Here is a 15,105-nt window from a genome sequence, read left to right as displayed (position 1 = left end):
CAGGCTACGGGCTGATGGCATGAGTTCTTCGGGGGGACAGAGTTGCCTGCGGGACGAATGTGGGAGCGGGCCATGCCCGCGAACGGCGATGGAACGTGCGGCGCAGGTCTCGATGATTCAATACGCTGGCTGGCTGGCTGGCTGGCTGGCATCGGCAGCGCCTGCATCGCGGGCATGGCCCGCTCCCACACCACTCATGCCTGTAGTATCGGTAGCCCGGGTCGAGCGCAGCGACACCCGGGGGGGCTTCCTGGGTTTCGCGTTGCTCAACCACAGGCTACGGGCGCATTGGGCAAGCGTGCAGAGCGCCCATAAAAAACGCCGCACCCTGTTCGGGGCGCGGCGTTCTCGGTGTCGCGGCGCGGCTTAGTTGTCGTCGCTGTCGTCGTCTTCGGCGCCGCCAACGTTCATGCCCAGCTCCTTGATCTTGCGGGTCAGGGTGTTGCGTCCCCAGCCGAGCAGCAGTGCGGCGTCGCGGCGGCGGCCGGCGGTGTGCTTGAGGGCGGTCTCGATCATGATCCGCTCGAAGGCCGGTACTGCCGTGTCGAGCAGGTTCGACTGGCCACGGCCCAGGGCCTGGTCGGCCCACTGGCGCAGTGCCTGTTCCCAGTTGCTGACCGGGGCGTTGTCCTGGGGCTGCACCAGCAGCTCGGGTGGCAGGTCGTCGACATGCACTTCGCGCCCCGAGGCCATCACGGTGATCCACCGACAGGTGTTCTCCAGCTGGCGCACGTTGCCGGGCCACGGCAGTTGCTGCAGGTAGTCCTCGGTTTCGCTCTTGAGCAGCTTGGGCTCGACCGCCAGCTCGGTGGCGGCGCGGCTGAGGAAATGGCGGGCGAGGGTGGGGATGTCTTCGCGGCGATCCGACAGGCGCGGAATGTGAATGCGGATCACGTTGAGGCGGTGGAACAGGTCTTCACGAAACTTGCCGGCGGTGACCAGGCTTTCCAGGTTCTGGTGAGTGGCGGCGATGATGCGTACGTCCACCTTGACCGGCGTATGGCCGCCGACCCGGTAGAACTCGCCATCGGCCAGCACGCGCAGCAGGCGGGTCTGGGTGTCGGCCGGCATGTCGCCGATCTCGTCGAGGAACAGGGTACCGCCGTCGGCCTGCTCGAAGCGCCCGCGACGCTGGTTGGCCGCGCCGGTAAAGGCGCCTTTCTCGTGGCCGAACAGCTCGGATTCCATCAGGTCCTTGGGAATCGCCGCCATGTTCAGCGCGATGAACGGCGAGGCCGCCCGCGGGCTGTGGCGGTGCAGGGCATGGGCGACCAGCTCTTTACCGGTACCCGATTCGCCGTTGATCAGTACGGTGATGTTGGAGTGGCTCAAGCGGCCGATGGCGCGAAACACCTCCTGCATCGCCGGCGCTTCGCCGATGATTTCCGGGGTGCGCGCCTGCACGGCTGGCACGTGCAGGCCCTGCTGCTCCTTGGCGTGCTGGTTGGCGCGCTTGACCAGTGACACCGCCTCGTCGACGTCGAAGGGCTTGGGCAGGTACTCGAACGCACCGCCCTGATACGAGGCCACGGCGCTGTCCAGGTCGGAATGCGCGGTCATGATGATCACCGGCAGGCGCGGGTGCATTTCGCGGATGCTCGACAGCAGCTCCAGGCCGCTGGAGCCGGGCATGCGGATGTCGGAAATGATCACGTCCGGCTGCTGACGGGTCAGGCGGCCGAGCACGCCATCGGCGCTGTCGAAACTCTGGGTGCTCATGCCTTCCTGTTGCAGGGCTTTTTCCAGGACCCAGCGGATGGAGCGGTCGTCGTCAACGATCCATACGGTTTCACTACGGCTCATGTCGGGGTTGCTCCTTGTTCCAGCGGCAGAAAGATCGAGAACACGGTTTGCCCGGGGTGGCTCTCGCATTCGATCAGGCCTTGATGCTGACTAATGATGTTCTGGGTAATCGCCAGGCCCAGCCCGGTGCCGTCGGCACGCCCGCTGACCATGGGATAGAAGATGGTTTCCTGCAGTTCCTGGGCGATGCCCGGGCCGTTGTCGATGATCTCGATCTTGGTCACCAGGCGGTGGCGGATATAGCCGATGGTGAACTGGCGCAGGGTGCGTGTGCGCAGGGTGATGCGGCCTGGGCGCGGTTCGGGTTTGGAGGCCAGCGCCTGCATGGCGTTGCGCACGATGTTGAGCACTGCCTGGATCATCTGCTCGCGGTCGATGATCAGGTCGGGAATGCTCGGGTCGTAGTCGCGCACCAGCACCACGCTGCCCTGGCTTTCCGCTTCCACCAGGCTGGCGACGCGCTCGAGCACCTCGTGCACGTTGGTGATCGCCAGGGACGGCAACTTGTTGGAGCCAAGCATGCGGTCGACCAGGTTACGCAGGCGGTCGGACTCCTCGATGATCACGTTGGTGTAATCCTTGAGGCTTTCTTCCGGCAGCTCGCGGGCCAGCAACTGGGCGGCGCCACGAATGCCGCCCAGGGGGTTCTTGATCTCGTGGGCCAGGCCGCGAACCAGCAGCTTGGTGGTTTCCTGCTTGGACAGCTGGGCCTCTTCCTTGGTGATGCGCAGCAGCCGATCGCGCGGGTGTACCTCGAGCAGCAGCATGGTTTCGCCACGGCTGAGTACCGGCGTCACCGCGTAGTCGACGGTCAGGCTCTGCCCGGTCTGGGTGGTCAGCACCGCCTCGCGCTTGTTGAACGGATGCGCCTCGGCCACGGCCTGGCGTAGGGCCCCCAGGGCCTCGCGGGTTTCAGTGAACAGCTCGCTGATGAACTGGCCATGGCTGCGCTGGCCGCTGACCGCCAGGAGCATTTCTGCGGCGGGGTTCATGTACTCCAGGCGCAGGTCGGCGTTGAGCAGCAGGGTCGCCGTGGTCAGGTTGTCGAGCAGCAGGCGGTGCAGGGCGTCGTTGATGATCATCGTACTGCGCCCATCAGCGTGCAGGGTGCCTGGAGCACGGCAGGGTCGTCGTCTGGCAACGTGGCGCAGCGTGGCAAGTCTCGTTGCGGGTGTGGGCCAGCCAAAAGTCGTTCCTCGTGCGGTATGGGCAGAAGGGCCGGCAAGCGAGAGCAGCATTGCTCGGCTCGCGGCAGTGACGGAGAAAATGCAAGAAGCAAACCAAAGCCCCGCAAAGAAGCGCAGACAGCAATAAAACCCTGGATTCGGCTTCTTTTCGGCGCAGTGGCATGGGCAGGCGTGTGCCAATTTGGGACGAGTATAGAAATCGGTGCGCCAATGCGCACCTTAATGGTGCGCGTGGATGGCTGGTTAATCAGGGCGGCCGGACCTGGAACCTGCACACCATCTTTTAGGCGACATTAAAGAGGCTGATGCAAGGCAAAAGCGGCCTGTCGTAGGGTGGACGACGCTTCATCCGTCCACCGCTCTGCGATCGCAATGGTGGATGAAAAGAGCGTCATCCACCCTACATAGAGAACGGCCGCTTACGCCACTTTGCAGGCAAAGCTGAAGTCGAGCCGAAGGATCCTGAACAGGCTCTTAAAGGAAGGGCAGGATGCTGATGATGCCCTTGTCTTCTTCCTTGGGTTTGTCTTCGATCGGGCACTCGGGGCGCACGCCGTAATCGTCTTTTTCGCAAGGGCGAACCTTGCGCTTCTGGGCCAGGGACACGCGCTTCATGTGAAACGGCTGGCTGGGCGTGCGCTCGACGATGATGCCGCCTTCGGTGATGATTTCCACGGCGATCTGGTGGGTGCCGCGGTCGATGTTCTCCAGGGCAAATACCGGGCTGCGCCCTGCGGTGCCGTAGGGTTGGCCATCGAGCAGCAGGCGGTAGCTGTGGCCGGGGTGCAGGCCCGGCTCGGCATTGGCGGTGACGATCAGGTTGCCCGCATTGTCGTTGATGGTCGCGTCGGGCTGCGGAATGGTGATGCGCAGTACTTCGTAGCTGAGGATCGGCCCGGCGGGTGTGGCAGCGGCGGGTGGTGACAGGCGTCGGGTTGGCGGCTCGATACGGTTGGATGGGGCCATCTGCACCTGCTTGGCGTTGCCGTCGCGGGGGCTGTCGGTAAATACCCGGTTACCCTCGGCATCCACGTAGGTATACACCTGGGCAACGCTCGGCAGGGCGACCAGCAGCAGGGCGAAAAGCAGCGTGCGCATGGGCCTCACTGACCCCGGGCCGGGCTGTTGGTGCTGACCCGCTGCACCGTGAAGGTGCGCGTCTCGCTCTGCTGGACGATGCGTTCGCCCTGCATCACGGCAACGGCCAGGCTGTGCTCGCCGCGGTCGACTTCGGTCAGTTGCAGGCGCGGCACGCTGCTGGGGGTGCCGTAGGGTTTGCCGTCCAGCAGCAGGCGCAGGGTGTGGCCCGGCCCCAGGCGCGGCTCGATGGTCACGCCCACGGAGAAGGTGCCGTTGTTGGCACGCAATGCTTCTTCATCCGGCAGGTCGCGCAACTCGAGAATCTGGTAGGGCTCGGCCGGCAGCTCGCTGAGGCGCGGCGTTTGCTCCTGGGCGGCCTTGGCGGGCTCGGTGGTATTGATCGGCTTGAGCTCGACGCTCTCGGCCTTGGTGCCTTCGGGCGGCTGGTTGGTGAACACCGTGTTGCCGTTGGCGTCGGTGTACTTGTAGATCTGTGCGCTGACCGGCAGGGCCAGGATCAGCAGCAGGCAAGTGAGCAGGCGGCGCATCGGGCCGGTCTCCGCAGTCAATGATGTCGATAGCCTTGCATCGCTTCGCCGTGCTGGCAAGCACGCTACGCCAGGGATTTGCACTGGCGCCGAAAAATAACCGGGCATAAAAAATCGCCGGAAGCCATTTTTAACGTCGCTTGCGGCGGCCCGCAGGGTGGCCGCCAGGGATGGCCGGCCATAAAAAAACCTCCCCGGCAGAACCGGGGAGGTTTCGGTGTGCTACCAGCGGTAGCGAGACTGGCTTAGCAGGCTGTTGAAAAACTACCTACGTTGCCGCCGCGTCGTTAAAAAAACAGCCTCAAAATGCTCATGTACAACTCGTACACTCCGCTTTTTCGGCTGTTTTTGCCTCGCGTCGGCTGCCTCGCCTACGCTTTTCAACCGCCTGCTTAGACGCTGTAGTACAGGTCGTATTCCAGCGGGTGCACGAAGGTGCGCACCTTGATTTCTTCTTCCGATTTCAGCTCGATGTAGGCATCGATGAAGTCGTCGGAGAATACGCCGCCCTTGGTCAGGAACGCGCGGCCCTTGTCCAGCTCTTCCAGGGCTTCTTTCAGGCTGCCGCACACCTGCGGGATCAGCTTGCCTTCTTCCGGCGGCAGGTCGTACAGGTTCTTGTCCGCTGCGTCGCCAGGGTGGATCTTGTTCTGGATACCGTCCAGGCCGGCCATCAGCAGTGCTGCGAAGGCCAGGTAGGGGTTGGCAGCCGGATCCGGGAAGCGCGCTTCGATGCGGCGGGCTTTCGGGCTGGACACGTACGGGATACGGATCGAGGCGCTGCGGTTACGGGCCGAGTAGGCCAGCATGACCGGTGCTTCGAAGCCTGGAACCAGACGCTTGTAGGAGTTGGTCGACGGGTTGGTGAAGCCGTTCAGGGCCTTGCCGTGCTTGATGATGCCGCCGATGAAGTACAGCGCGGTTTCCGACAGGCCGGCATAGCCTTCACCGGCGAAGGTGTTCTTGCCGTCTTTGGAGACCGAGATGTGCACGTGCATGCCCGAGCCGTTGTCGCCATACAGCGGCTTGGGCATGAAGGTAGCGGTTTTGCCGTAGGCATCGGCCACGTTGTGCACGCAGTACTTCAGGGTCTGGGTTTCGTCAGCCTTGGCAACCAGGGTGTTGAACTTCACGCCGATTTCGTTCTGGCCGGCAGTCGCCACTTCGTGGTGGTGAACTTCGATGACCAGGCCCATTTCTTCCATGGCATTACACATGGCAGTACGGATTTCGTGGTCGTGGTCGCAAGGCGGAACCGGGAAGTAACCACCTTTGACGGCAGGGCGGTGGCCCTTGTTGCCGCCCTCGACGTCCTGGTCGGTCATCCAGGAACCTTGTTCGGAGTAGATCTTGAACATGGAGCCGGAGATGTCGGACTTGAACTTCACTTCGTCGAAGATGAAGAACTCGGGCTCCGGGCCTACGAATACGGTGTCACCGATACCGGTGCTCTTCAGGTATTCCTCGGCGCGACGCGCGATGGAGCGTGGGTCACGATCGTAGCCCTGCATGGTGCTCGGCTCGATGATGTCGCAGACCAGGATCAGGGTCGGCTCTTCGGTGAAGGGGTCGAGCACGGCAGTGCTGTCGTCCGGCAGCAGGATCATGTCGGAGGCTTCGATGCCTTTCCAGCCATGGATGGAGGAGCCGTCGAACATCTTGCCGACTTCGAAGAATTCGTCGTCCAGGGCGTCACGGGCCGGCATGGTCACGTGGTGCTGCTTACCCTTGGTGTCGGTGAAGCGCAGGTCTACCCACTTCACGTCGTGTTCTTTGATCAGTTGAACGGCCTTAGACATGTTGTCCTCCAGGTGGATAGGGTCTCGTTGACCCTTCTTTGAGTTCGTGACGCCGGGCCTGATAGTCGGCCAGGACACCCTGCCTCACAAGGGAGCAATATGCATGCCAGTGCCCCGTGTTGGACGCATGCCCCGAAAATCAGCGTTGTAGCGGGTGTCGATGGCACAAAAGCAACCATGATGGCTCTTTATTGGTGCGCCTTGCTGGTTCATTGCTCTATTTTGGTGCGATGACAGATTGTTTGCGGATTTCGATCAAAGGTTGAGCAATTTCCTTTATAATCCGCGCCCCTGTTTTTCAGGCCCTGGCGCCCGATATTTGCTCCCATGAAACTGATCGTCAAAGTCTTCCCGGAAATCACCATCAAGAGCCCGCCGGTTCGCAAGAACTTCATTCGGCAGCTGGCCAAGAACATCCGCTTGGTGTTGCGTGATCTCGACCCGCAGCTGCAGGTGACGGGTGTCTGGGACAATCTGGAAGTGAAAACCGAGGTGGCCGAGCCCAAGGTTCTGCAGGAAATCATCGAGCGCCTGAGCTGCGTGCCGGGCATCCAGCATTTTCTGCAGATCGACGAATACCCGCTGGGCGACTTCGACGACATCGCCGCCAAGTGCAGGCTGCATTATGGTGATCTGCTGCCGGGCAAGATCTTCTCGGTGCGCTGCAAGCGCGGCGGCCGCCACACCTTCTCCTCCATCGATGTCGAGCGTTATGTCGGCAGCCAGTTGCGCCAGCAGTGCGGCGCCGCAGGCATCGATCTGAAGAAGCCGGAAATCGAAGTGCGCATCGAGATCCGCCACGATCGCCTGTTCGTCATTCATCACCAGCATCCGGGTCTGGGCGGTTATCCGCTGGGCTCGCTGGAGCAGACCCTGGTATTGATGAGCGGCGGTTTCGATTCCACCGTCGCTGCCTACCAGATCATGCGCCGTGGCCTGATGACCCATTTCTGCTTCTTCAACCTCGGCGGCCGCGCCCATGAGCTGGGGGTGATGGAAGTTGCCCACTTCCTGTGGCAGAAATACGGCCGCTCGCAGCGCGTGCTGTTCATCAGCGTGCCGTTCGAGGAAGTGCTCGGCGAAATTCTCGGCAAGGTCGACAACAGCTACATGGGCGTCACCCTCAAGCGCATGATGCTGCGCGCCGCCAGCCGCCTGGCCGAGCGCCTGCAGATCGACGCGCTGGTGACCGGCGAGGCGATCAGCCAGGTATCCAGCCAGACCCTGCCGAACCTCTCGGTGATCGACGCGGTGACCGACAAGCTGGTACTGCGCCCGCTGATCGCCAGCCACAAGCAGGACATCATCGATACCGCCGAGGCAATCGGCACCGCCGAGTTCGCCCGCCACATGCCAGAATACTGCGGCGTGATTTCGGTGAACCCGACCACCAAGGCCAAGCCCAACCGCGTCGTTTACGAGGAAGAGCAGTTCGACATGGCCGTGCTCGACCGCGCCCTCGAACGGGCCCGGCTGATCGCCATTGATCGGGTGATCGAAGAGTTGGGTCAGGACGTGCAGGTCGAGGAAGTCGCCGAGGCCTTGCCAGGCCAGGTGGTGATCGACATTCGCCACCCCGACCAGGTCGAAGACCAGCCGCTCGAACTCGCCGGCATCGACGTGCAGGCCATGCCGTTCTATGCCGTCAACAACCGTTTCAAGGAACTGGACGCCAACCGCCAGTACCTCCTGTATTGCGATCGAGGCGTGATGAGTCGCCTGCATGCCCACCACCTGCTGAGCGAGGGACATGCCAATGTGCGCGTTTATCGTCCGGCATAAGACGCCCGGGCTCAATGGCGGCAGTATCCGCCATCGCCCTCCCGACCCGATTGGTGGCGCCCTTGCCGCCACACAGCGTTAACAGACTGCCTGTATCCTTAATTCCGATTTTTCGCGTTGGGCCCTGAATGCACTTGCTGGGTAGCCCGACCCAACCTACGAGACCACTACTGTGATCGAGAATCTCCGCAACATCGCCATCATCGCCCACGTTGACCATGGCAAGACCACCCTGGTCGACGCCCTGCTGCGTCAGTCCGGCACCCTGGAGCGCAGCGAGCTCAACGACGAGCGCGTGATGGACAGCAACGACCAGGAAAAAGAGCGCGGTATTACCATTCTGGCCAAGAACACCGCCATCAAGTGGAACAACTACCGCATCAACATCGTCGACACCCCCGGCCACGCCGACTTCGGCGGTGAAGTAGAGCGCGTGATGTCGATGGTGGACTCCGTACTGCTGGTGGTTGACGCCCAGGACGGCCCGATGCCGCAAACCCGCTTCGTGACCAAGAAGGCTTTCGAAGCCGGCCTGCGTCCGATCGTGGTGATCAACAAGATCGACCGTCCGGGCGCGCGTCCGGATTGGGTCATGGACCAGATCTTCGACCTGTTCGACAACCTCGGTGCCACCGAAGAGCAGCTGGACTTCCAGGTGGTCTACGCCAGCGCCCTGAACGGCATCGCCGGCCTCGACCACACCGACATGGCCGACGACCTGACCCCGCTGTACCAGGCCATCGTCGATCACGTGCCGGCGCCGAACGTCGACGTCGACGGCCCGTTCCAGATGCAGATCTCGGCACTGGACTACAACAGCTTCCTGGGCATCATCGGTGTTGGCCGTATCGCCCGTGGTCGCGTCAAGCCGAACACCCCGGTTACCGCCATCGACGTCGACGGCAAGAAGCGTAACGGCCGTATCCTCAAGCTGATGGGCCACCACGGTCTGCACCGTGTGGACGTCGAAGAAGCCACCGCCGGCGACATCGTCTGCGTCAGCGGCATGGACGAGCTGTTCATCTCCGACACCCTGTGCGACCAGAACAACGTCGAAGCGCTGACCCCGCTGACCGTCGACGAGCCGACCGTATCCATGACCTTCCAGGTCAACGATTCGCCGTTCTGCGGCAAGGAAGGCAAGTTCGTCACCAGCCGCAACATCAAGGAGCGTCTGGACAAGGAGCTGCTCTACAACGTTGCCTTGCGCGTTGAAGAAGGCGACTCGGCCGACAAGTTCAAGGTCTCCGGCCGTGGTGAACTGCACCTGTCGGTACTGATCGAGAACATGCGCCGCGAAGGCTTCGAAATGGGCGTTGGTCGTCCGGAAGTGATCATCCGTGATGTGGGCGGCGTGAAACACGAGCCCTATGAAAACGTCACCATCGACATCCCGGAAGAATCCCAGGGCAAGGTCATGGAAGAGATGGGTCTGCGTAAAGGCGACCTGAGCAACATGGTGCCGGACGGCAAGGGTCGCGTACGCCTGGAATACAACATCCCGGCCCGTGGTCTGATCGGCTTCCGTAACGCCTTCCTGACCCTGACCAACGGTGCAGGCATCCTGACCTCGATCTTCGACCGTTACGACGTGATGAAGTCGGGCCACATGTCCGGCCGCCAGAACGGCGTACTGGTATCGATCGATACCGGCAAGGCACTGACCTACTCCCTGGAAACCCTGCAGGCGCGCGGCAAGCTGTTCGTCGAGCACGGCCAGGAAATCTACAACGGTCAGATCATCGGCCTGAACAGCCGCGACAACGACCTGGGCGTCAACCCAACCAAAGGCAAGAAGCTCGACAACATGCGCGCTTCGGGTAAGGACGAAACCATCGCCCTGGTGCCGCCGGTGCGCTTCACCCTGGAACAGGCCCTGGAATTCATCCAGGACGACGAGCTGTGCGAAGTGACGCCGAAGTCGATCCGTCTGCGCAAGAAGATCCTCGACGAAGGCGAGCGTACCCGCGCTGCCAAGAAAGCCAAGAACTGATCCGGTTCTAGCTGACTAGAAAAAGCCCCCGCCGGTGTGAACCGGCGGGGGCTTTTTTGTGCGTGTCATCCCTGGGGCAATCGCTATGGGCGGCTGACAGCGACGTCAACAGCACAGCCGCTAATGGCGACAGGAGGCGGTAGCGCCCGCGGACGCTGCCGCCGTGTGGCTCACATATTCAGGTTGCGGCCCGTTGTCGCGCCGAGGATGGTTTTGCTACAGGCGCGCTTGCGCGGGAAGCCGGCCTCGGTCGCGCTGGCCGGTTTGACCTGAATCAGGCAGCCGCGCTTGTAGGTGGCGTCGAGCAACAGGCTCTGCAGCGGCAGCAGGTCACCGACCAGTACGCTCTGGGTGATTGGTCCCAGCTGGTAGTCATTGCTACCAAGGGTCAGTGACTGCAGGCCTTCGGTACGAATCAGTGCGTTGCCGATCTGGCTCAGGGTATTGCCGATGATCACCAGTTCGCTGTGCTGATCACGGGGGTTCAGTGTGCTGATCGCATAGTCCGGGCTGCCCTGAATCCGGTTGTCGATCAGGTAGCCACGCTGCAGGTTGTCGGCGTAGATGCCGCTGGCGTCATTGTTGCCGATGAGGTTACCGACCAGCAGCAGGGTGCTGGCGCTGTTGCTGCCCACATTGCGCAGCAGTACGCCGTTGCCCTTGGAGGCCCCTATCTGGTTGTCGGCGAGCACCAGGTCACCTTGCTGGTCGCTGATCTCGATGCCTGCTTTGCTCGCCTGCAGCACCTTGTTGTGGGCGATCAGCCCGCTGCTCGAGCCGCGCACACGGATGCCGCTCTGGTTGCGAACCTGGGTGATACGGTTGTGGGCCAGGTTCAGGCGGCTGTCCTGCAGGTCGATGCCGTATTGCTGCAGGTTGGTGAATTCGCTGCGCTCGATCGACGCCTGTGCATACTGCAACTCGACGCTGGACAGCGCATCGAAGCGGCTGTCGCGAATCAGCACCTGGGCGGGTGGTACAGAGGTCTGCGCCGCGCTGCGCGCGCTGGTCAAGCCACGTGACAGGTGGGCGTTGTAACCGAGCTTGCTGAGCTGCGAGTCGCTGACTTCGGTACTGCTTCCGGCCCAGGCGATGATGAAGGGGCGAAATGGACGGTCGGTATCGGCGCTATCGCCCTCGCTGACGCTTTGCACCGTGGCGTTGCGAATGCTCAGCGTGCCCTGGTTGATCAGCGCTGTGCCACTGGGCGTGTACAGATAGAGCTTGGTGTTTTGCACCAGCAGCGCGCCGCCAGGGGCGATCATCAGCGGGTAGCTGAGCAGGTAGCCATCCTTGTAGGGCTTGATGATGCTGGCGTCGGCCAGGCGCTGGCGCAATTGCTCCAGGGTGATCGCTCCACCGCTGATGGTGATCGCCTGCGGGTGGCTGGGCTGATAACTGGCGATGGCCCGGAACAGGCCATTGTTGACGAAGGGCTCGAACGGCCAGCTGCCGGCTTGCGCCGAGAACATCGGTTGCAGAACGACCTGCGCGCTACCACGCGGGGCCGAGAGGCTCGGGCGCGGCAGCTGCTGGTCGATACGCTGGCGCAGCTGATCGGCCAGCGCACGCTGTTCGGTTTCCGTGGCCCATTGCCAATCGGCGGCGAGCGCCTGGCTGCCGAGGCCGGCCAGCAGAGCCAGCGAGATGGCGGTTTGGCGCAGAATCTGTTTGTTTAGCATTGGCATCTTTCCCGGAGTCATTTGAAGCGGCTGTAGAGCGGCTTCAGTCGCCCGCCAATTTGGCTGTAATTGTCGACCTCGCCGTCCTGGTCGTCGTAGAGCGCACGGGCCCAGGCGTGGTCGGGATAACGGTTGAGAAACGGGATCAGCCAGATCATCTTGTGGCTGCCGACCTTCTTTTGCTTGCGGTTATCGAGCTCCGGCAAGGTTCGCGGCTCGAGCACGGCGCGGGCGGTGAAGTTGGCCAGTTGCTGAAACCTTTGCCGCTCCTGGGCGTTCAGCGGGCGGCCGTTGTGCTCGGCGGCTTCGACCAGCAACGTGAGGGGCACCATGGCGTAGTTGCTGTAGTCCGCCGCCAGTTGTGCGCGCGCCACTTCCAGGGGCAGGTAGCGCGCATCAGCGCTCGCCGACGCTGTCGCCTGGGCCAGCCCACGACGCAGATTGAGGTCGGCCCAGGCCAGGAAGTCGTCGCGCCCGAGCAGCATGCCGGTGGCCGCTACGGCCCAGCCTGCCCAGTAATCATGGTTGTTGAAGTAGGCGAAGTCCGGCTGTTGGCGTGGCCGGTGCTCGGCAATCACCTGTTCGGCGAGCTGTTGCAGCCAGCTGCGCTGCGCTGCGTTGAGCGCGAACGCGCCGCCACTGAGTGCCTGGACCTTCAGCACGGTGGAGGCGATGGCGGCAAGCGCCCACTTGCGTGAAGCGATACCGGTGCCGCTTGCATCCGGGTTGCGCAGCGCGCCGCCCTTGGCCCAGACATTCAGCCACTGGTCGATACAGGCCAGGTCGAGGCGCGCCTGCTCGGCCTCCTTGGCGCGCTGGAACTGGTTGGCGGCAGCGACCAGGTTGCCGATGTAGCCCTTGATCAACTCGGCAATCCGCGCGGTTTCCTTGGGCTGCACAATCAGGGTCGATTTGCTGCTGTCGCTCTGGTCGTATTTGCTTTGCAGCTGCAAGGACCCCGTGTAGGGCGCGGGAGGTTTGCGCGGGCAGTTGAGCAGCCGATAGTCGGCCGGGCTGGCGACCAGCGCATTGCTCTGCGTCGCCCAGATCGATTCAGTGGCCTGGGCAGGCACCTGGTTGAGCATGAGCAGCGCAGCGAATGCCAGGGGGCGCTTCAGCGACATATCTTGGCTTCCAGTGACGTGGGGCTGGCCAGCGGCGCGGTGGTTTCCAGAAACACCGAGAGCAGGTTGGCATCCTTGTAGTCCGCTGAAGGGCTGAGCTCCAGATAGTACTGACCACCGGTTACCGCTGCCTGCCTGCGCATCCACACCTTGTCCCGGGCGCCATTGTCATAATAGGTGATCAGGTAGAAGTCCTTGACGCTCTTGTCACTGATCTTCAAGTCGATGAAGGCTTTGGCGTTGCGCAGATCCTGGCGCTTGTCCCCGGCGTTGCTGAGCAGCTCGATGCGGTCGTTGACCTTCAGTGACGGTCGCTGCTGGGTGTTGGCCATCAGCGCCTCGGCCTTGCTGCAACCGCCATTGATGGCGGGAATCAGCTGGCGATACAGATAGGGACTGTCGAGGCTGTAGTTGGCCGGCAATTCCCAGAGCAGCAGTTTCGGCGGCTTGTCGGGCGAATAGCTGCTCGAAAGCAGGTATTCCAGCAGGGCGCCGTCCTGTCCGGCGCCGGGCAGCGCGAAGTTGAGCACGTCGATGCTCAGGTATTCCTTGAGGTAGCCATCGAAGTTGTACTGGCGGGTTTCGTCTTCACGGGCCGCCGAGTTGCTGGTGCCGACCAGCACCGCCTCGGGATCGGGCGCATCTTCGAAGAGGCCGCTGGCGTCGGACGAGTCCGGCACGGTGCGGTAGTTCTTCACGAACTGATACCCGTAGGTGTTGTGGCAGATCCGCTCCAGCGCCATGTCGAGAATGCCATTCTTGGGAATGGTCACCCCCGGCTCGGTGCGGTAGGCCTTTTTGCTCAGGGTCGCGTAGAACGGCTGGCGCATGATTTCATCGGCCAGCGCGCGCGCGGTTACCTGGGCCCCCGAGGGCGTCCAGTGCGAATCGCGGCGGAAGAAGTAGTCGTTCTTGGGCGGGTTCTTCACCACCGCAAGCATGTCCGGCACGATCGCACCGCCGGCTCTGAGCTGCTGCTGGAACCTGCCCAGGCTGCTGCTGGCCTTGATGTAGTCGAACCCATAGGCGCGGTCAGGGCGCACCTTGTCATGGTGCATCAGGCCGCGAGTCGGTTGCACGGCAATCGCCACATGGGTGCCCTTGGCCGCGAAGGTTTTCACCAGGCGGGCGAACTCGGGTTGCATGGCCGGCGGGATGCCGAACTCATTGACCAGGTCCACCGAGGAGCGGAACAGCCAGCGATCTTCGCCGGGGGTGATGAAACTCATCAGCTTCATGCCGCGGCCCTGGTACTGGCCCGGATCGGTGACCGCCGAGCAGATCAGGCATTCGAGCCCGTCGCAATCAGCCTTTTCGGTGTCGGCGACACTGGGCAGGCTGGATAGGGCGAGGGTGGTGGCCAGTACGTATTGCAGTGTCTTCTTCATAGGCGCGCTTTAGGGTCGTGTTGGCCAGGCACCGGCCAGCGGCCGGGCGGTGTGTGCATCCTTCACTCAGCCGGGTCGATGGCGTTGGCTTGGCTGATGGCGCGATAGCCGCTGCCTTCGGGCAGCAGTACGTAGCTGTAGGAACGACCCTTCTTCAGGAACATCTCGTCGAAGCTGGCCACCTTCCGGTCACCCGCATAGGCGGCGAAGGCAATCTTGAATTCGTTGACCATGCGCCCGCCGGTCTGCGCTTTGCCGATGGCGGCAACCACTTCGTGTTTGCCGTCTGCGGTTTTCAGGGCGGTTGGCGTGTCGGTGAGGTTGTAGAACGCCAGCTGGGCTTTCTTGGGCTCGTTGACGTAAATGTCCTTGAGCTCGGTGAGGCTGCCGTTGGCGTACAGCAAGGTACTGGCGCTGTTGGCCTGCAGATCCGTTTCGAGGCGCGCAGCGCCGACGCTCAGCAGCGTTTTGCCCGGTGGCGTGAAGCGGTAGGCGCCGAGTTGCTCCGGGCCGACTTTCTGGGCTGTTTTCTTGCTGCTCAGGCTGACGTCGACGACGCCGCTGCTGAGGTTGAGCACCCGCACGAAGGCAGAGTTCGCCGGGGCGACTGCGTCGTACAGATCCGCGTTGACTTCCTGGGCCTGCACGCCCTGCAGGGCTGGCCCGAGCAGGCCCAGCACCAGCAGCAGTCGTGAAACGATGGTCGGCATGGTATGTCC

11 protein-coding genes are annotated in these 15,105 nt (G+C 62.7%); 2 read left to right on the top strand and 9 right to left on the bottom strand.

Annotated elements, in window-relative coordinates; translation table 11 throughout:
* Positions 1-366: 366 nt before the first annotated feature.
* The 5 genes from ntrC to glnA form a co-directional block, all read right to left on the bottom strand.
* A complete protein-coding gene (gene ntrC, locus QYS36_RS00585; RefSeq protein WP_308837646.1) occupies positions 367-1,803 on the bottom strand; it encodes a nitrogen regulation protein NR(I) in 1,437 nt (478 codons plus the stop codon).
* Entirely contained in the window at positions 1,800-2,885 is a 1,086-nt protein-coding gene (glnL, locus tag QYS36_RS00580; protein ID WP_374990402.1) for a nitrogen regulation protein NR(II), read from the bottom strand. Before glnL ends, ntrC begins: the two co-directional genes overlap by 4 nt.
* A 579-nt stretch (positions 2,886-3,464) precedes the next feature.
* The gene (locus QYS36_RS00575; RefSeq protein WP_308837645.1) at positions 3,465-4,088 is read right to left on the bottom strand and encodes a DUF4124 domain-containing protein; all 624 of its coding nucleotides are present in this window, start codon (positions 4,086-4,088) and stop codon (positions 3,465-3,467) included.
* 5 nt (positions 4,089-4,093) lie between these two features.
* Entirely contained in the window at positions 4,094-4,618 is a 525-nt protein-coding gene (locus QYS36_RS00570) for a DUF4124 domain-containing protein (RefSeq protein WP_308837644.1), read from the bottom strand.
* Positions 4,619-5,010: 392 nt separating this feature from the next.
* Complete coding sequence (gene glnA / locus QYS36_RS00565; protein ID WP_308837643.1) at positions 5,011-6,417, bottom strand: glutamate--ammonia ligase; 1,407 nt, start codon at positions 6,415-6,417, stop codon at positions 5,011-5,013.
* A 327-nt stretch (positions 6,418-6,744) separates the two neighbouring features.
* On the opposite strand from glnA, the gene thiI reads away from it, so the two are divergent.
* Complete coding sequence (gene thiI, locus QYS36_RS00560; RefSeq protein ID WP_308837642.1) at positions 6,745-8,199, top strand: tRNA uracil 4-sulfurtransferase ThiI; 1,455 nt, start codon at positions 6,745-6,747, stop codon at positions 8,197-8,199.
* Positions 8,200-8,371: 172 nt separating this feature from the next.
* A complete protein-coding gene (gene typA, locus QYS36_RS00555; RefSeq protein ID WP_308837641.1) occupies positions 8,372-10,192 on the top strand; it encodes a translational GTPase TypA in 1,821 nt (606 codons plus the stop codon).
* A 170-nt stretch (positions 10,193-10,362) separates the two neighbouring features.
* Here typA and QYS36_RS00550 read toward each other — a convergent pair whose 3' ends face one another.
* The 4 genes from QYS36_RS00550 to QYS36_RS00535 all read right to left on the bottom strand — a co-directional run bounded on the left by QYS36_RS00550 (position 10,363) and on the right by QYS36_RS00535 (position 15,096).
* Complete coding sequence (locus QYS36_RS00550) at positions 10,363-11,874, bottom strand: right-handed parallel beta-helix repeat-containing protein (protein WP_308837640.1); 1,512 nt, start codon at positions 11,872-11,874, stop codon at positions 10,363-10,365.
* Positions 11,875-11,891: 17 nt separating this feature from the next.
* The gene (locus tag QYS36_RS00545; protein ID WP_308837639.1) at positions 11,892-12,998 is read right to left on the bottom strand and encodes a polysaccharide lyase; all 1,107 of its coding nucleotides are present in this window, start codon (positions 12,996-12,998) and stop codon (positions 11,892-11,894) included.
* Entirely contained in the window at positions 12,989-14,386 is a 1,398-nt protein-coding gene (locus tag QYS36_RS00540) for an alginate biosynthesis protein AlgX (RefSeq protein WP_230124955.1), read from the bottom strand. Before QYS36_RS00540 ends, QYS36_RS00545 begins: the two co-directional genes overlap by 10 nt.
* A gap of 62 nt (positions 14,387-14,448) precedes the next feature.
* Positions 14,449-15,096 carry an alginate O-acetyltransferase AlgF gene (locus QYS36_RS00535; RefSeq protein ID WP_111461096.1) on the bottom strand — a complete coding sequence of 216 codons (648 nt, stop codon included), beginning with the start codon at positions 15,094-15,096 and terminating at the stop codon, positions 14,449-14,451.
* Positions 15,097-15,105 lie beyond the last annotated feature (9 nt).

Origin of the sequence: Pseudomonas sp. G34 (assembly GCF_031119625.1) — a bacterium.
Lineage (GTDB): Bacteria > Pseudomonadota > Gammaproteobacteria > Pseudomonadales > Pseudomonadaceae > Aquipseudomonas.
This window is presented reverse-complemented; position numbering and strand designations above follow the sequence as displayed.